Genomic DNA, 17,427 nt, shown 5'->3' on the forward strand with positions numbered 1-17,427 from the left:
ACATGAATGTGAAACGCCACGCCATCCTTGCCGCGATCTGCGCCATGTCCGCCACCGCCGGCGCCGCCGATTTCGCGGGACGCGGCGTGTACTACTTCGCCTCGGCCAGCGGTTGCCCGTTGAGCGAGCTGACCGGCAACGCCACGCAATGCAACCGCGTCGGCATTGACGATGCGGCGACCTCGGTCGAGGTGGATGAGAAGGCGCACCAGGTCCACTTCAGCAACAGCCGCAGCTACGACAGCAAGGCCATCGTCGGCGACCTGCTGCTGCAGGGCACCGCCGCCAGCGAGGGCGGGGCGCGGGTGCCGGTCAGCTTCCATCTGGTGCTGAGCAAGTCGGGCGGCAAATGGTCGGTCACCGGCCATTCGCACGCGCCGGTCAAAGGGCGCCTGAGCGACGTGCGTATCGATCCCTACGACGTCGACGTGACCGAGGCGGGCGGCAAGCGGCAGGTGCTGCCATCCGCGCAGATCGCCAGGACGCTGACCGATCCCGGCCTCGCCGCGCGCTTCACCAGCCATCTGGTGCAGGTGCGCAGCAACCGCGCGGCCGGCGCGCATGATGCCGACATCACCATCGGCCTGGGCGCGAGCAAGCTGTCCAAGCCGGTGATGCGCGCTGTGCTGCATGGCGTGCCGGCGGTGGCTGGTCCGCAGGCGCCGGACAACTGGTCGTTCGAATTGGAGGCGTTGACCGGGAAGATCCCGGACAGCGTGGCGCAGCGCGAGCTGTTCCTGTACGGCCTGGATAACCAGCCGCTGTTGAAGCCCTTGATGGAACGCGGCTTCACCTCGCACGACAAGCTGGTCGTCGGCGCGGCCGGTGGCAAGGGTTATCTGCGTTTCGGCGACCAGCAGCAGCCGTTCGACGGCGCCAACGCGGTGGCGCGCGCCTTCCTGCAGCAGAGCTTCATCGGCCTGGTGCTGGGCTGGCAGCAGACGCAAGAGTAGGTCCATGCCCATTGATTTGCAACCGCCGCCGCCGCGCGGTTGGGCGGCGCGGCAGGCGCGCTGGGTGGCGCGCATCAAGTGCGCCGCGCTGCGCCAGCTGCACGCCAGTGCCGCCGGTGAGCGGCTGCTGTTGCGCGTCTACCTGATCGGCGAGGAGGCCACAGAGATCGCGCTGGCGTCGGACCTGGCCGGCACGCCGCCGGACTGGCTGGCGCGGCAGATGGAGCATCACCTGGCGGACGAGCGCCGCCACGCCGCCGCCTTCGCCGCCGAGCTGGCCGCGCGCGGCGGCCCGGCGCCGTCGGGCGAGCCTGGCCGCCCGGACCTGCTGAGCCGCCGCAAGATCGCGCAGTGGCGCGAGCTGGCGCAGCGCTATGGCGGGCAGTTCAGCGCCGGCATGATCGTGCCGGCCTTCGCCATCGGCCTGTGCGCCGAGCAGATGGCCAGCCGCGTGCTGCAGCGCCATTGCGCGCTGATCGGCGCCGGCCATCCGCTGCATCCGCTGCTGTCCGGCGTTCTGGCCGACGAGGACCGCCACGTGCGCCTGTGCAGCCACACGCTGGAGCGCCTGGTCGCGCCGCAGGAGCAGCCGGCGCTGGTGTCGCTGTTGGCGCGCATCCGCGCCATCGACCGCTCCTGGGGCGTGACGGGCGCCATCGGCATGTACCTGGCCGGTGTGGCTTTGCGCTTGAGGCCGGTCGCATGAAGGGCATCAAGCTGACCTACCTCGCCACCGCCGACGCGCGCGGCCACCTGATGCGCGCGCAGTTGCTGACCCACGCGCTGCGCGCCGACGGCGCCACCGTCGATGTGCTGACCACGTCGGACGAGGGCGTGGCCTTCCTGGCGCGCTTCGGCATTGAGTCCACGGTGCTGTCGCGCCACTACGCGGTGCAGTTCGACACGCACCAGAACATGCTGCGCGGCGCCACCGACGCCAACGTGGCCAACTACGTGTTCCGGCCGACGCGCATGTGGCGCGACATCTGGCGCTTGCGGCGCGTGCTGCGCGACGCCGACCTGGTGATCAACGATTCCTTCCATCCGGCGCTGCTGTGCATGGGCTGCCTGCCGGGCTGGCGGCGCAAGGTGGTGCATGTGTATGGCGCCAGCCTGCGGCACGCGCTGGAAACCAACTTCAGCGGCCGTGTGCCGGGCTTGTTGTCCGGCCTGTTCCATCGGGTGATCGCCTTGCAGATCAACGCCAGCCTGGCGCGGCTGGAGCATGACTTTTGCTACGTCGACGAGGCCAGCGGTGGCGCCACTTTCCGCCTGCCGACGCCGGTGGCGATCGCCGCCCCGGCCGAAGCGGAGCCGGGCGCCACGCCGCGCGCGGCGGTCTACTTGAATCCGCACTTCCGCGATCCCGCGCTGGCCGACGCATTGACGGCCGCCCTGGAGGGCGCGGGTGTGAGCGCGCAGCTGGTCGGCGAGGGCTACGCGGGGCGGGGCGCATGGCGGGCGCAGGATCCGGACTGGGTGCACGGCGCGGCCGTCAGCGACCTGATCGTGTCGGCACCCGGCATGGCGGCGTTGTCGGTGGCGCTGGTGTACCGGCGTCCCATCGTGCTGGTGCTGACGGAGCAGCCGGAACAGCAGAGCAACGCGGCACGCGCCGCCGCGCTTGGCCTGGCGCATCGTGTCGTTGTATGGCGCGGCGACGCGGCGGCCTTCAGCGCCGAGGTGCGGCAGGCCGGCATCGAATTGCTGGCGCAGACGCGTACCGCTGGCCAGCGCTGCGGCGCGAGTGACGGCCACAACGTCGCCCGTGCGCGGCTGGACAGCTGGGTCTCAGTGCTGCAGCAACTGGCCGCCGGCAGGAGCCGAACATGACGCCCCCGGACTCGGCCCGCATCGATGACGGCCACGCGGAGGCCAGCCCGACCCTGCCGCCGCAGCAGGTTCGCATCAGCGAGGGCCACGCGCAGGCCAGCCCGACGTTGCCGTCGCACCTGGCCGGCATCGCTGACGGCCACGCGGCGGCCAGCCAAGCGCTGCCGCCGCACCTGGCCCGCATCAGCGACGTCCGCGCGCTGGCCAGTCTGGCGCTGGACTGGCTGCTGATCGCCGCATGCTTCGCCTTCGCTATCGTGCTGGCGCACCCGGCGGCCTATCTGGTGGCGATGGTGCTGATCGCCCGCACCCAGCTGGCGCTGGCCGTGCTGATGCACGAGAGCGCGCACCGCACGCTATTGCGCAACCGCCGCGCCAACGACGTGGTCGGCCAGCTGTTCGCCGCCGCGCCGCTGATGCTGTCGATGTTCGGCTACCGGCGCGGCCACCTGTGCCACCACCGCGCGCCGATGGCCGCCGACGATCCGGTCGCCACCGTGTTCGGCATCGGCGACTACCCGGTGCCCAAACGCGAGCTGTGGTGGCGCCTGTTCAAGGACGTGACCAGCATCGGTTACTTCCTCAGCGTGCGCGACTTCGCCGCCGGCAAGCACGCGCACATCATGCCGAAGGCGCGCAAGGGCGATCGCCGCGGCCTGTACGCGCTGGCCTCCATCGTCGCCGTCAACGGCCTGATGCTGGGCGTGCTGGCCGCGCTGGGCCACGCGACGCTGTACCTCACGCTATGGCTGCTGCCCGCGCTGACCTTCCTCCAGCTGTTCGCCCGCATCCGCGCGATCACCGAGCACGCCGGCTATCCCGCGATGGACGACCAGCGCCTGAACGCGCGCACGGTGGTGCGGCGCAACTGGCAGACGTTCTTCGTCGGCCCGCACCGCATCCATCACCACATCGAGCACCACGAGTATCCGCAAGTGCCGTTCTACCGCCTGCCACAAGTGCACGCGCTGATGGCCGGGCGCGGCCAGCTGCCCGCCGCCAACCTGTACCGCTCCTATCTGCAGGTGTTGAAGGATGTGATCGCGTAAAATATCGAGCCGCCACTCCTACCCGCCACCAACCCTTATGTTTTCTGGTTTTACCGACAATATTGCCACCGACTTCAGGCCAGACCTGGTCCGCTGGCGTCAGCTCGTCACGCCGGCCTGGCTGGCGGGACTGACTGCGGGCGCCGAAGTCGAGGCGCCGCCGGCGGCGGACTGGCGCCTGTTCGAAGTCGGTTGCGGCGCGGCGGTGCTGTTCGAGCAGGCCCATGTCCCGGGCGCGTCCTACTTCGACACCGCCTGCATCGAAGAACTGCCCCTGTGGAACAAGGTGGCCGACCAGGCGCTGCTGGCGCTGCTGCTGACGCGCGGCGTGCGCCACGACACCACCGTCATCCTCTACGGCCGCAACAACCTGGCCGCCGCACGGCTGGCGCATCTGCTGCTTTATGCCGGCGTGGCCGACGTGCGCCTGCTCGACGGCGGCTTCGCCCGCTGGCAGGCGGGCGGCCACGCCTGCGCGCGCGGGCCGGCGCCAACCGCCGCAGCGGCCAGCGATTTCGGCATCGCCTTCCCGGCCCATCCAGAATACCTGATCGGCACGCCAGAAGCGTGCGCCTTGCTGGCGCGCGGCGACGGCGTGTTGGCCAGCATTCGCACCCGGGCCGAATTCACCGGCCAGGCCTCCGGCTACAACTACATCGCCGCCGGCGACATCCCCGGCGCGCGCTGGGGCAGGGCGGGCGAGGACGGCGACGTCAACAGCATGAGCGCCTACCACGAGGCCGACGGCAGCATGAAGCCGGCCGCCGAGATCGCCGCGCAGTGGGCCGAACACGGCATCCTCCCCGGCACGCCGACCGCCTTCTACTGCGGCACCGGCTGGCGCGCCTCGATGGCGTTTTTCTACGCCTGGCTGATGGGCTGGCCCGCGATCAGCGTCTACGATGGCGGCTGGTTCGAATATGTGGAGACGGGCTGTTTCGACGCCGATCAGCTCTGACTCGTATCGGCCAAGCTAAAGAGTGGAAACCCGCTCCGGTGCAGGCCGGAACAAATTTTCCCTCTTGTTGAATTACAATATAAACTATTTGTATCGTTGGTCTATGCTCGTTGGGGGGGCGCAAATATGGGCAAGCTGGTGCATTGCGGCGGTATCCCGTCGCACGAGAAAGCAGCGGGAGGGTTCGACACCAAGGTGCCGGGCTTTCTTGTCGCGCCGACGCGCCATCTGTTCTTTACCGGTAAAGGAGGAGTCGGGAAGACGTCGCTGTCGACCGCCACCGCGCTGACGCTGGCCGATTCCGGTAAAAAAATCCTGTTGGTGAGCACCGATGCCGCGTCCAATCTGGATGAAATGCTGGGCGTCGAGCTGCGCAACAGCCCCACGCCCGTGCCCGGCGTCCCCGGTTTGTCGGTATTGAATATCGACCCCGACAACGCGGCCGAGTCGTATCGCCAGCGCGTGCTGGGGCAGATGGACGCCGGTGCCAGCGAAACGGAACGCGCGACCGTGCGTGAGCAACTGTCGGGCGCCTGCACCACGGAGATCGCTTCATTCGATGAGTTTGCAGCGCTGCTGGCCGACGATGCGGACGCCTATGACCATATCGTCTTCGACACCGCGCCAACCGGACACACCTTGCGTCTGCTGAGCTTGCCGCAGGCGTGGAGCGGATTTTTGGCGGGAAATGACCGCGGGGCTTCCTGCCTCGGCCCCCACTCGGGATTGAAGATGCAGGAAGTGCGTTTCAAGGCCGCCTTGCTTGCCTTGAGCGACCCTGCCCGGACCACCGTCATCCTGGTCGCCCGCGCCGACAAGGGCGCACTTGCCGAGGCGGCGCGCACGTCGGATGAATTGCGCATACTTGGTCTGAACAACCAGCGCCTGATCATCAACGGCGTGTTCCACGCCAGCGATCCGGCCGATGCGGTGGCCTGCGCCATTGCCTCGGCCGGGCAGGAGGCGCTCGATGCGATGCCGCTCACCTTGCAGTCCCTGCCGCAAGACCAGGTGCCCTTGCGCGCCTTCGACACGGTTGGTTTGCCGGCATTGCGCGCGCTGCTTTCGGCGCATGCCGCCCCAGTCGCCGGCGCCGAAGCGCTGACCGCAACGGCTCAAGCTTTGCCGGGTCTGGACGCGCTGGCCAACGAATTGGCGGCGTCCGGCCACGGCCTCATCATGGTGATGGGCAAGGGCGGCGTGGGCAAAACCACCATCGCCGCAGCCTTGGCCCTCGGGTTGATCGCACGCGGCAAGACCGTTCATCTGAGCACCACCGATCCGGCGGCCCACCTGGCCGGAACGCTCGCCAGCGAGGTGCCCGGCTTGCGCGTCGACCGCATCGACCCCAAGATCGAGACCCAGCGCTACATCGACCGCATGATGGCGGCAAAATCGCCGGGACTGAACGCGCAGGAACAAGCGCTGATGCTGGAAGACTTGCGCTCGCCGTGTACCGAGGAAGTCGCGGTCTTTCACGCGTTTTCCAGGATAGTCAACGAAGCGCGTAGCGCCTTCGTCGTGCTTGACACTGCGCCCACCGGGCACTCGCTGCTGCTGATGGATGCTGCCGGCGCCTACCATCGGCAAACGCTGCGCGATTTCGAAGGCCATGGCGGCGGCCGAATGACCACGCCCCTGATGCGGCTGCAGGACGGCGCCTACACCCGGATCATTCTGGTCACGCTGCCCGAGGTCACCCCGGTTTCGCAGGCGGCGGCCCTGCAGGACGACCTGCGCCGCGCAAGCATCGAGCCATACGCCTGGGTGATCAACAAAAGCGTGGCGGCGGCCGGCACGCGCGATCCGCTGCTGGAAGCGCGCCTGGCGGGAGAGCGCAAGCAAATGTGCCGTATCGCGGCAGGATTGGCGGCCCGCAGCTTCATTGTGCCGTGGCGCATCCATCCCCCGGTCGGAGTGGCCGAGCTATCCGAGCTGGTCACTCACCAGGTGTCTCAGGAGAGCGCTTGAGCAACCGCGTCGCGGTGCGCCGGCGCGCTGGCGGCGTCAGGTCAGCGGGCTGGCACAGAAAAAGTATCGCATGCGCCGTGCGCCAGCCCCAAGTTCTTGTTCGCCGGCACGGCGATGTCAATCAGCTTCGGTTTCGGCAGATTGAGGGTCGCCATCAGTTCGCAAAAATCCTCCTCCCCGCGGTTGGCGAGACGGGCGTTGTGGCACTTCTCCCAGCCTATCGTCGAGACTGACTGGCCCTTGTAGTCATGCCCGGGCCACACGCGCGTCGTATCGGCCAGCGTGAAGAGTTTGCCGGTGACGCTCTCGTAGAGCGCATGCGCGCTACCGTTCTGGAAGTCGGTGCGTCCGCAGCCGTCGATCAATAAGGTGTCACCGGTAAACACATTGCCGCGCCATAGATAGCTGACGCTGCCCGCGGTGTGGCCGGGCGTGTGCAGGACTTCGATCCGTTCGTCGGGGCCAAAACGGATGATGTCGCCATCGTTGAGCTGCACCTCGGCCGGGGTGATGCCGCAGCCCGATGGCACGGCGGCGCTTGCCCCTGTCACTTCGCGCAGCTTGCCGGCCGATGTCACATGGTCGGCATGGGCGTGCGTCTCCAGCACGAAAGACAGCTTCAGGCCGAGCCGCGCTAGATGCGCCAGATCGCGCTCCCAATTGTGATCGACCGGGTCGATGATAACGGCTGACGTCTGGTCGCCGGCGACCAGGATGTACGTAAACGTCGAGGATTCGGAATCAAACAGTTGGACAGGGTTGACATTCATCGCAGGTCGCCACGGAGGTGAAATGAGCAGTACTTTTAAAAGATGGACTTGACGATCATGCCGACCGCAACGGCGGCCGATACAAGGGCGAAGCCGATTTGAAGCTGAGGCCCGGCCAGGCGCGTCGAGACGAGGCGCCCTCCCAGCATGCCCGCCAGCGCGCCGGCGGAAAAGGGCAGGGCCACGGTCCACACGATGCCGCCGCTGGCAGCGCTGGCGATGACGCCGGTCACCGAAACGAGGGCAATGACCGCCAGCGAGGTCGCTATGACCGAGCGCATCGCCAGGTCGGTGTAGCGCTGCAAAGCCGGGACCATGACAAAGCCGCCGCCAACGCCTAGCAGACCGGAGAGCAAGCCAGCCAGCGTGCCCGACAAGGCCAGCACGCGTACGCAGCTGCTGGTCCAGATGAAGCGGCCGCTTCCATCATCGCGCTTGCACGGATACGGTGAATGGACATCGGGCTTGACGGCAACTTCCGGGCCCGTCGCCTGGCGCAGGGTGCGACATGCCACCAAGAGCAGGATCGTGGCAAACAGGACGCTGAGCCAGCGGTTGTCGAGCCGGTGCGCCAACCACAGGCCGAGCGGGGAGAGCAGCATGCCGGAGGCAGCGATCAACATGGCGGCGCGGTAGCGCACGATACCTTCGCGAAGGCCGAGCACGGCGCCGAGAGCGGCTGCCATACCGACCGCCATCAGGCCGATCGGGCCGGCCTGGGCGACACCCATCCCGATGCCGAACACCAGCAACGGCACTGCGAGGATGCCGCCGCCGGCACCGGTCAGCGCGAGGATGACACCGACTACCAATCCCAGTCCGAGCGCGGTGAGCATGGCCGGGTTGTCCTTAGGCGATGTGCTTGTGCCGCGCCGGCAGGCGTTCCAGCAATTCAAATATCACCATGCCGACGATCATCGCGGCGGTGAAAATGAGAGGCTTGGAGCCGCCGCCGGCCAGCGAGGCGAGGGCGGGGCCGGGGCAGTAGCCAGCCAGTCCCCAGCCGGCGCCGAAGACCAGGCCGCCCAGCACCAGTCGGCGGTCGATCCGGGATGCGGTCGGCAGGCGCATCGCGGCGCCGAGCAGCGAGCGCTCGCGCCCCCCCGCAAAGCGAAACGCGAGCAGCCCGACCAGGATGGCGCCGCCCATGACGAAGCCGAGCGAAGGGTCCCAGCGCCCCGCCAGGTCGAGAAAGCCGATGACCTTGGACGGATTGGTCATGCCCGAGACGATCAGGCCAATGCCGAATATCAGGCCGACGATGAGTGCCATGAAAATCTGCATGAGGTGCTCCTTATCCAATCAGGTGACGAACGATGAAAACGGTAACGAAGCCGGCCGCCATGAAGGCGGCGGTCGCCGCCAGCGAACGCGGCGAACGGCGCGACAGCCCGCACACGCCATGGCCGCTGGTGCAGCCGGAGCCGTAGCGGGTGCCGATGCCCACCAGCAGCCCGGCGACGACCAGCGTTGTGATCCCGGCGTCGACCTGCGCTGCCGGCAGCGGCGCGAACAGGCTGTAGGCGGCGGGCGCGCCGACCAGGCCGAGCAGGAAGGCGATGCGCCAGGCGATATCGCCCCTGGGCCATTGCAGCAGACCGCCAAGGATGCCGCTGATGCCGGCAATGCGTCCATTGAACAGCAAGAACATTGCCGCGGCCAGTCCGATCAGGGCGCCGCCAGCGAGCGAGGCCCACGGCGTGAAACCTGTCCAGTCGATCATCATACTGTTTCTCCTTCGGTTGATTGCTTCGACGCGCCGCAATACTGGTTGTACAGCACTTGCATGACCGCCATCGCGGCGCCGCTGGCGATGCTGTAGTAAATTTGCTTGCCTTCGCGCCGCGTCGTCACCAGCGCCGCGTCGCGCAGCACGCCAAGCTGCTGGGACAGCGTCGGTTGGCCGATTCCCAGCTTGGTTTCGAGATCGCTGACGCACAGCGAACCCTGCGTGAGCTGGCACAGCAGCAGCAGACGGTCAGGGTTGGCCAGCGCCTTAAGCAGTCCACAAGCCTGCGCGGCCGCCGAGCGCATCGCAGCGGGGTCGAACTGGGATTGATGCATCATTTTTACTCTCCTCGCGTCACGTCGCAAAAATATTATACCAAATAATAAAATATCTGTGGATATAATATAAAACGCTGATATGATGAAGGCATCGAGAGCGCCGGCAGTCATGCGGGCAGGCGCACCGACCCCCCCTTGTTTCCACGACTGAGGCTTCCCATGACCATGAAACTTCGCTTGATAGCCGCCGGTACCGCAGTTGCGCTGGCAGCCGGTGTGGCCGCCCAAACGGCAGTCCCGGCATTGACTGCCCCTGACGAATCGACCATCCCGCCGGGCCCCAAGGGACTGGCAATTCAGGAGGGCAGGAAATTGCTGACTGAAACCCATCAGCGCCTGCCCAACAACGTCGGCAACGGCTTGAATTGCACCAACTGCCATCTGGCAGGGGGAACCACCGCCGGCGCTTCCCCCTGGGTGGGCATCTGGGGTGTATTTCCCGAATATCGTTCGCGCAGCGGAAAGGTCATTTCGCTCACGGAGCGGGTAAACGATTGCTTCGAGAGGTCGATGAACGGCAAACCGCTCGCCTACGACTCCGCGGAAATGAACAATATCCTCGCCTACATGCAGTGGCTGTCGACGGGCGTGCCGACCGGAACCAGCGTCAAGGGACGCGGATTCGGTCCGCTCGACCAGAAACTGACAGCCGATACGGCGCACGGGAAAGAGGTGTACTCGGCGAAGTGTGCCAGCTGTCATGGCGCCAACGGCGCCGGCATGAAAAACCCGGCCGGTGGCTATCTGTTTCCGCCAGTGGCCGGAAGCGATTCGTTCAACGACGGCGCCGGCATGGCCCGCACGTTTACCGCTGCCGCGTTCGTCAAGCACAACATGCCGCTCGGGCAGGGCGGCACGCTGAGCGATCAGGATGCGCTCGACGTCGCTGAATATTTCACTCACCTTCCGCGTCCGGTGTACAAATTCAAGGCGAAAGATTGGCCCAAAGGGGACAAGCCGAAAGACGCGCGCAGCTAGTGCGGCGACGGCTGGCGGCCGTCCAACTTTCCATACAACGGCCATCGCCACCGTCTGGATTTCGGGGCGCCGCCAGCATGTTACAAGATGTTGCTGTTATGAACTATATTTAGAATCAAGGACTTGCCTCCAAATTTTCGTTCGTCCAAGGCTGGCACAACCATTGCTATCTAGCTTGGACCCCGCCGGCGCACTGCTTAGCGGTGACGACAACAAAAATCTGGAGAACCCAAGTGAAAAAGAAACGCCCATTAACCCTCTACATCCTGATCGCCATGGTGCTCGGTATCGGTGTCGGCTATGCCTGCCATGACACCTTCCCCGACAAGGCGCTCAGCGCCACCATCGCCGGCAATATCTCGATCGCCACCGACGTATTCCTCCGTCTGATCAAGATGATCATTTCGCTGCTGGTGTTCTCCACGCTGGCGGTCGGTATTGCGCACATGGGCGACGGTAAGGCCGCCGGCCGGGTCGGGATCAAGGCCATGGGCTGGTTCGTGATCGCTTCGCTGGTGTCGCTGACCTTGGGCATGCTGCTGTCGAACTTCCTGCAGCTGGGCACCCACCTGGGCCTGCCGCTGCCGCCGATGGACGCCGCCACCGGCCTGAAGACCTCGGCCTTCACGCTGAAGGACTTCGTCGCCCACATGGTGCCGAAGTCGCCGATCGAGGCGATGGCCAATAACGAGATCCTGCAAGTGCTGGTGTTCTCGATCTTCTTCGGCAGCGCGCTGAGCGCGATGGGCGAGGCCGGCGCCAAGCTGACCGCCGTGATCGACCAGCTGGCCCAGGTGATGTTGCGCATCACCGGCGCCATCATGAACCTGGCTCCGCTGGCCGTGTTCGCCGCGATGGCCTCGGTCATCACCACCAACGGCCTGGGCATCCTGGGCACCTTCGCCAAATTCATGGGCGGCTTCTACCTGGGCCTGGTGTGCCTGTGGGCGCTGCTGGTCCTGGGCGGCTTCCTGTTCATCGGCAAGCGCGTGTTCCGCCTGATGGCCCTGATCCGCGAACCATTCCTGCTGGCGTTCTCGACCGCGAGCTCGGAAGCGGCCTATCCGAAACTGCTGGTCGCGCTGGACCAGTTCGGCGTGCAACGCAAGATCTCCAGCTTCGTGCTGCCGATGGGCTACTCCTTCAACCTGGACGGCTCGATGATGTACTGCACCTTCGCCGTGCTGTTCATCACCCAGGCCTACGGCATCGACCTGTCGCTGGGCACCCAGATCACCATGCTGCTGTTGCTGATGGTGACCTCCAAGGGTATCGCCGGCGTGCCGCGCGCCTCGCTGGTGGTGATCGCCGCCACGCTGAACCAGTTCCACATTCCTGAAGCCGGCCTGCTGCTGTTGATGGGCATCGACCAGTTCCTGGACATGGGCCGTTCCGCCACCAACGCGGTCGGCAACGCTGTCGCCACCGCCGTGGTCGCGAAGTGGGAAGGCGCTTTGGAAGAAGAAAAGGAACAACCTGTCGTCGCCACGATGCGTGCGGCTTGAAGAATAATTAGAGGAGATTCAAAGATGCAAAAGCATGTGATGAGCGCGTTGGCGCTGGGTCTGGTATCGGCCATCGCGCAGGCTCAATCGAGCGTGACCGTGTACGGCATCGCCGACGCCGGCCTGGTGCTGGAACGCGGCGGCCCGGCCGGCAACACGCAGAACATCAGCAGCGGCGTGGGTTCCGGCTCGCGCCTGGGCTTCAAGGGCAAGGAAGACCTCGGCGGCGGCATGAGCGCCGGCTTCCAGCTGGAAAACGGCTTCAACATCGACACCGGCACCGCCGGGCAGGGCGGCCTGCTGTTCGGCCGCCAGGCTTATGTGAGCCTGTCCGGCTCGGCCGGCTCCATCAGCGCCGGCCGCCAGTACATGCCGTACTTCAAAGCCCTGCGCGACGTGATCGATCCGTTCGGCACCGGCTTTGCCGGCAACGTGCAGAACATCTTCTTCCCGAGCACGCGGGTCGACAACTCGGTCGAGTACATGACCAGGAAGTACAACGGCTTCTCGGCGGACCTGCTGTACGGCTTCGGCGAAACCGCAGGCGACGCCTCCAGGAACCGCACCATCAGCGGCGCCGCCAGCTACGACAACGGCCCGCTGAGCGTGGTGCTGACCCACCATCAGCGCGAGAACGCCCTGGGCACCGCCCACACGCGCTACACCATGCTGGGCGGCCGCTACCGCTTCGGCGACATCACCGGCCACGCTGCCTACTCGCGCAACAAGGACCTGCTGGGCATCGGCAGCCGCGACGCGCTGGTGGGCGTGACGGTGTCGGTGGGCGCGGACAAGCTGCTGGCCTCGTACATCGACCACCGCGACGACTCGTCGCCGCGCCAGCGCGCCCGCCAGGCCGCGATCGGCTACCTGCATCCGCTGTCGGTGCGCACCGACCTGTACGCCGCGTACGGCCACATCATCAACCGCAACGGCGCCAATTTCCACGTCGGCACGGCCACCGATAGTGGTACCGGTACAACCGGATTCAACCTGGGCGTGCGTCATGTGTTTTAATGGCGGTCTATGAAACCACGATAACGGCAAAGGGGAATATGGCAGCACCACCGCAGACCGTCTTGCCGTCTCGGCCGGGCCGCCGGCTGCTGCGCCGGGCCGCGCTGTGGGTGTTGCTGCTGCTGTGCTGCCTCGCGGTGGCGGCGCTGGCCTGGCGCTGGACCGAAAACGCCGCCACTGAAAAACTGCGTCTGGCCGCGGCGCAGCGGCTCGACGGCTACGCCGTCAGCCTGGAAAACCTGTTGTCCAAATACGACTTCCTGCCCGGCACGCTGGAGCTCAACAAGGACGTGATCGCCTTGCTGCAGCAGCCCGACGACGAGACCCTGCGCGCCGAGGTCAACGCCTATCTGGAACAGGTCAACCACCTGTCCAAATCGACCACCATCTACATCGTCAACCTGCAGGGCGTGACGCAGGCGGCCAGCAACTGGCGCGAGCCGGACAGCTTCGTCGGCGACAACGTCGCCTTCCGCCCTTACGTGCGCGACGCGCTGCGGCGCACGCCCGGCGGCTTCTACGGCGTCGGCACCACGCGCGGCGAGCCGGGCTACTTCTTCGCGCATGGCATTTACCACAACGGCCGCATGCTGGGCGTGGCCACCGTCAAGGTCAATATCGAGAAACTGGAAAGCGGCTGGGTGCAGGGCAGCGACAAGGTGTTGCTGACCGACGCCCACGGCGTGGTCTTCCTCAGTTCCGAGCCGGAATGGAAGTACCGCGCGCTGTCGCCGCTGTCGCCGGCCGTGCGGCAGGAGCTGGAGGTGTCGCGCCAGTACTTCTCGCACGCCTTGCTGCCGCTGGGCATACGCGAATTGCGCAAGCTCGACAACGGCGCCGCCATCGTCGCCACGCCGGCGCCGGCCGCGCGCCTGCGCATGCTGGCGCAGACCCGTTCGCTCTCGCCGCGCAAGTGGCAGTTCGTCTACCTGTCGGACCTGGCGCCGGTCGAGGCCAGCGCCCGCAACGCCTTCATCTTCACCTGGCTGTCGGAAGCGCTGCTGCTGATGCTGGTGCTGTACGCGCGCCAGCGCCGCCGGCTGGGGCGCCAACGCCAGCGCGCCCGGCTGGACCTGCAGCGCGCCTACGACGACCTGGAGTCGATGGTGGCCGAGCGCACCGCCAGCCTGCAGCAGATGACCCACAACCTGAGCGAGGAAAACGTCGTGCGCCGCCAGGCCGAGCAGAAGCTGCGGCAGGCGCAGAGCGAACTGGTCCAGGCGGGCAAGATGGCGGTGCTGGGCCAGATGTCGGCCGGCATCACGCACGAGCTGAACCAGCCGCTGACGGCGCTGCGCACCATGTCCGACAACGCCCGCGTGCTCATCGAGCGCGGCCGGCTGGACGAGGCCAAGGACAACCTGGTGACCATTTCGCAACTGGTCGCGCGCATGGGCGCGCTGACCGGCCAGCTGCGCCAGTTCGCCCGCAAGTCCGACGCCAGCGTCAGGCCGGTGGCGGTGGCGGGCGCCATCACCGCCGCGCTGTTCCTGGTCGAGCGGCGGGTGGAGCAGGAGCGGGTCAACTTCCGCATGTCGATGCAGAGCCCGGACGTGTTCGCGCTGTGCGACACCAACCGGCTGGAGCAGGTGCTGGTCAACCTTTTCACCAACGCGCTCGACGCGATGGCCGACAGCGACCCGCGCCAGCTGACCGTGAGCGTGTCGCGCAGTTTTCAAAAGGCCATGATCGCCGTCACGGATACCGGGCCGGGCATTCCGGAAGCGATCCGCCGCCACTTATTCGAACCTTTTTTCACAACAAAGCCGCAAGGGCAGGGCCTTGGCCTGGGCTTGGCGATATCCGAGCAGATCATCCGCGAATTTGGCGGACGGCTGCTGGCGGAAGCCACGACCACGGGCGGCGCCCGGTTCATCATTGAATTACCCATTGCGGAGCAGGAGACAGCATGAAAGTATTACTGATCGAAGACGACCCGACCGTGCGCGCAGGCAGCGCACAGGCGCTGGACCTGGCGGGCATCGAGGTGCAGGCCTTCCACACCGCCGAGCAGGCGCTGCCGCTGATCACGCCGGGCTTTGACGGCGTGGTGGTGAGCGACGTGCGCCTGCCCGGCATGAGCGGGCTGGACTTCATGGCCGCCGTCAAGGCCATCGACGCGCAACTGCCGGTGGTGCTGGTGACCGGCCACGGCGACATCACCATGGCCGTGGGCGCCATGCGCGACGGCGCCTACGACTTCATCGCCAAGCCGTACTCGTCGGAGCAGCTGACCGACGTGGTGCAGCGCGCGATGGAAACCCGGCGGCTGGTGCTGGAAGTGGCCGCGCTGCGCCACCGCATCGCGCACGGCGAGGGCATCGAGGCTACGCTGCTGGGCGACTCGGCCGCGATCCGCGACCTGCGCCGCCTGATCCTGGACCTGGCCGACGAGCCGGCGGACGTGCTGATCTACGGCGAAACCGGCACCGGCAAGGAGATGGTGGCGCGCTGCCTGCACCAGTTCAGCCGCCGGCACCAGAGCAACTTCGTCGCGCTCAACTGCGGCGCGATCCCCGAGACCATTTTTGAGAGCGAAGTGTTCGGCCATGAATCGGGCGCCTTCACCGGCGCCGCCAAGCGGCAGGTCGGCAAGATCGAGCACGCGGACGGCGGCTCGCTGTTCCTCGACGAGATCGAAAGCCTGCCGATGGCGCTGCAGGTGAAGATGCTGCGCGTGCTGCAGGAGCGCTACGTCGAACGGCTGGGCTCCAACAGCCCGGTGCCGGTGGACGTGCGCGTGATCGCTGCGGCCAAGGTCGATTTGAAGGAATGGTCGGACCAGCAGAAATTCCGCAGCGACCTGTACTACCGTTTGAACCTCATCGTGCTGAACCTGCCGCCGCTACGCGAGCGGCGCGAGGACATCCCGCTGCTGTTCGAGCACTTCCTGCTGGGCGCCGCCGCGCGCTACAAGCGCAGCGCGCCGCCGGTGCCGGGGCCGCTGATGCAGGCGCTGATGGCGCACGACTGGCCCGGCAATGTGCGCGAACTGCGCAACATCGCCGAGCGTTTCGTGCTGGGTCTGTCGAGCGGGGCCGATGGCCTGCTGTCGGCGCGCAGCATGGCGCCGTTGCCGCTGGCCGAGCAGGTCGGCTGCTTCGAACGCGCGGTGATCGAGCAGGAACTGCGCAGGGCCAGCGGCAGCGTCACCGAAGTGAGCAACGCGCTCGGCGTGCCGAAGCAGACGCTGTACTACAAGATGCAAAAGTACGCGCTGACGCCGGACGATTACAAGTAAGCGCCTAGTTCAAGGCGCGTTCGCCGGCGCGCAGCGTCAGCACCTGCACGCCGCTGCGCGTGACCGCCACGGTATGTTCGAACTGCGCGGACAATTTGCCGTCCATGGTGACGACGGTCCAGCCATCGTCCTCGGTGCGGACCGCGCGGCGGCCCTGGTTGAGCATGGGTTCGATGGTGAACACCATGCCTTCCTGGAGCACCAGTCCGGTCTTCGGCTTGCCCCAGTGGAGCACCTGCGGCGGCTCATGCATCTCGCGGCCTATGCCGTGCCCGCAATATTCCCTGACCACCGAATAGCCGTTGCGGCGGGCGTGACGCTCGATCGCATGGCCGACATCGCCCAGCCTGGCGCCGGGGCGGACAGCGCGGATGCCGCGCCACATGGCCTCGTAGGTCACCTGCACCAGCCGCTTCGCCAGCGGCGACACCTCGCCGACCAGATAGGTCTTGCTGGAATCAGCGATGAAGCCGTTCTTCTCCAGCGTGATATCGAAGTTGACGATATCGCCGTCCTGCAGAAACTCGGTCGGCGACGGCACGCCGTGGCACACCACGCTGTTGCGTGAAGCGTTGAGCGCATAGGCGTAGCCATACTGCCCCTTGCTGGCCGGCCGCGCCTGCAGCTCGTTGACGATCAGGCTGTCGACCATATCGTTGACCTGCATGGTGGACATGCCGATCAGGCTCAATCGATCCAGATGGGCGAACACGCTGGCCAGCAGCTTGCCCGCTTCGGCCATCAGCGCGATTTCCTCGGGACGCTTGGTCATGCCGCGCTCCGAAGAGGCGGAGCCTCGACCCCGGCCGCGCGCAATTCCCGCGCGACGATCTCGTTGAAGGTCAGCGTAGGGTTCAGTTCGCTCAACATCCCCATCTTGATCCAGAACGCCGCCTGCGCGTTGATGGACCGGCAAGCGACGGCGCTCGCCTTGCGAATCTGGTCGTGCAGCTCATCGTCGATGTTCACAATGCCCATTTTTTTATCCTGTATATGAAACGTATACGAATCATATATCAGCTGGCAATGATTTTCCATGACTAAGTGATAATTTGTGTATTTTGTACACTGGCTAGCTGCTATCC

18 protein-coding genes are annotated in these 17,427 nt (G+C 66.3%); 11 read left to right on the top strand and 7 right to left on the bottom strand.

The window, feature by feature from the left end:
- Positions 1-2 precede the first annotated feature (2 nt).
- The 6 genes from ACUJB0_RS25395 to arsA all read left to right on the top strand — a co-directional run bounded on the left by ACUJB0_RS25395 (position 3) and on the right by arsA (position 6,764).
- Positions 3-953, top strand: coding sequence for a hypothetical protein (locus ACUJB0_RS25395; protein WP_444847655.1), 951 nt, complete (start codon positions 3-5; stop codon positions 951-953).
- Between the two features lie 4 nt (positions 954-957).
- The gene (locus tag ACUJB0_RS25400) at positions 958-1,659 is read left to right on the top strand and encodes a hypothetical protein (protein ID WP_444847656.1); all 702 of its coding nucleotides are present in this window, start codon (positions 958-960) and stop codon (positions 1,657-1,659) included.
- A complete protein-coding gene (locus tag ACUJB0_RS25405; protein WP_444847657.1) occupies positions 1,656-2,786 on the top strand; it encodes a glycosyltransferase family protein in 1,131 nt (376 codons plus the stop codon). The genes ACUJB0_RS25400 and ACUJB0_RS25405 overlap by 4 nt, the downstream gene beginning before the upstream one ends.
- A complete protein-coding gene (locus ACUJB0_RS25410; protein WP_444847658.1) occupies positions 2,783-3,835 on the top strand; it encodes a fatty acid desaturase family protein in 1,053 nt (350 codons plus the stop codon). Before ACUJB0_RS25405 ends, ACUJB0_RS25410 begins: the two co-directional genes overlap by 4 nt.
- Before the next feature lie 37 nt (positions 3,836-3,872).
- Positions 3,873-4,793: a sulfurtransferase gene (locus ACUJB0_RS25415; protein ID WP_444847659.1), complete on the top strand. Its 921-nt coding sequence runs from the start codon at positions 3,873-3,875 to the stop codon at positions 4,791-4,793.
- 126 nt (positions 4,794-4,919) lie between these two features.
- Positions 4,920-6,764 carry an arsenical pump-driving ATPase gene (gene arsA / locus ACUJB0_RS25420; RefSeq protein ID WP_444847660.1) on the top strand — a complete coding sequence of 615 codons (1,845 nt, stop codon included), beginning with the start codon at positions 4,920-4,922 and terminating at the stop codon, positions 6,762-6,764.
- A 41-nt stretch (positions 6,765-6,805) separates the two neighbouring features.
- On the opposite strand, the gene ACUJB0_RS25425 is transcribed toward arsA, so the two are convergent.
- The 5 genes from ACUJB0_RS25425 to ACUJB0_RS25445 are packed head-to-tail and all read right to left on the bottom strand — an operon-like array spanning position 6,806 to position 9,598.
- Entirely contained in the window at positions 6,806-7,534 is a 729-nt protein-coding gene (locus ACUJB0_RS25425) for an MBL fold metallo-hydrolase (RefSeq protein WP_444847661.1), read from the bottom strand.
- Positions 7,535-7,569: 35 nt separating this feature from the next.
- Positions 7,570-8,370: a sulfite exporter TauE/SafE family protein gene (locus tag ACUJB0_RS25430; protein WP_444847662.1), complete on the bottom strand. Its 801-nt coding sequence runs from the start codon at positions 8,368-8,370 to the stop codon at positions 7,570-7,572.
- A 13-nt stretch (positions 8,371-8,383) separates the two neighbouring features.
- Positions 8,384-8,818, bottom strand: a complete 435-nt coding sequence (locus tag ACUJB0_RS25435) for a YeeE/YedE family protein (RefSeq protein WP_444847663.1) — start codon at positions 8,816-8,818, stop codon at positions 8,384-8,386.
- Between the two features lie 10 nt (positions 8,819-8,828).
- Positions 8,829-9,260 carry a YeeE/YedE family protein gene (locus ACUJB0_RS25440; RefSeq protein ID WP_444847664.1) on the bottom strand — a complete coding sequence of 144 codons (432 nt, stop codon included), beginning with the start codon at positions 9,258-9,260 and terminating at the stop codon, positions 8,829-8,831.
- Entirely contained in the window at positions 9,257-9,598 is a 342-nt protein-coding gene (locus ACUJB0_RS25445) for an ArsR/SmtB family transcription factor (RefSeq protein ID WP_444847701.1), read from the bottom strand. Before ACUJB0_RS25445 ends, ACUJB0_RS25440 begins: the two co-directional genes overlap by 4 nt.
- Positions 9,599-9,760: 162 nt before the next feature.
- Between ACUJB0_RS25445 and ACUJB0_RS25450 the strand changes: the two genes are divergently transcribed.
- The 5 genes from ACUJB0_RS25450 (at position 9,761) to ACUJB0_RS25470 (ending at position 16,342) form a co-directional block, all read left to right on the top strand.
- Positions 9,761-10,579, top strand: a complete 819-nt coding sequence (locus ACUJB0_RS25450; protein WP_444847665.1) for a c-type cytochrome — start codon at positions 9,761-9,763, stop codon at positions 10,577-10,579.
- Between the two features lie 233 nt (positions 10,580-10,812).
- Entirely contained in the window at positions 10,813-12,084 is a 1,272-nt protein-coding gene (locus tag ACUJB0_RS25455; protein ID WP_444847666.1) for a dicarboxylate/amino acid:cation symporter, read from the top strand.
- Positions 12,085-12,108: 24 nt separating this feature from the next.
- On the top strand, positions 12,109-13,101 hold the full coding sequence (locus tag ACUJB0_RS25460; RefSeq protein WP_444847667.1) for a porin: 993 nt from the start codon (positions 12,109-12,111) through the stop codon (positions 13,099-13,101).
- A gap of 38 nt (positions 13,102-13,139) precedes the next feature.
- On the top strand, positions 13,140-15,014 hold the full coding sequence (locus ACUJB0_RS25465) for a sensor histidine kinase (protein WP_444847668.1): 1,875 nt from the start codon (positions 13,140-13,142) through the stop codon (positions 15,012-15,014).
- Positions 15,011-16,342, top strand: a complete 1,332-nt coding sequence (locus ACUJB0_RS25470) for a sigma-54-dependent transcriptional regulator (RefSeq protein WP_444847669.1) — start codon at positions 15,011-15,013, stop codon at positions 16,340-16,342. The genes ACUJB0_RS25465 and ACUJB0_RS25470 overlap by 4 nt, the downstream gene beginning before the upstream one ends.
- 4 nt (positions 16,343-16,346) lie before the next feature.
- Here ACUJB0_RS25470 and map read toward each other — a convergent pair whose 3' ends face one another.
- A complete protein-coding gene (gene map, locus ACUJB0_RS25475) occupies positions 16,347-17,114 on the bottom strand; it encodes a type I methionyl aminopeptidase (RefSeq protein ID WP_444847670.1) in 768 nt (255 codons plus the stop codon).
- On the bottom strand, positions 17,111-17,320 hold the full coding sequence (locus ACUJB0_RS25480; RefSeq protein WP_117010000.1) for a ParD-like family protein: 210 nt from the start codon (positions 17,318-17,320) through the stop codon (positions 17,111-17,113). The genes map and ACUJB0_RS25480 overlap by 4 nt, the downstream gene beginning before the upstream one ends.
- Between the last annotated feature and the right edge of the window lie 107 nt (positions 17,321-17,427).

Origin of the sequence: Duganella caerulea (assembly GCF_040362985.1) — a bacterium.
GTDB lineage: Bacteria > Pseudomonadota > Gammaproteobacteria > Burkholderiales > Burkholderiaceae_D > Rugamonas > Rugamonas vulcania.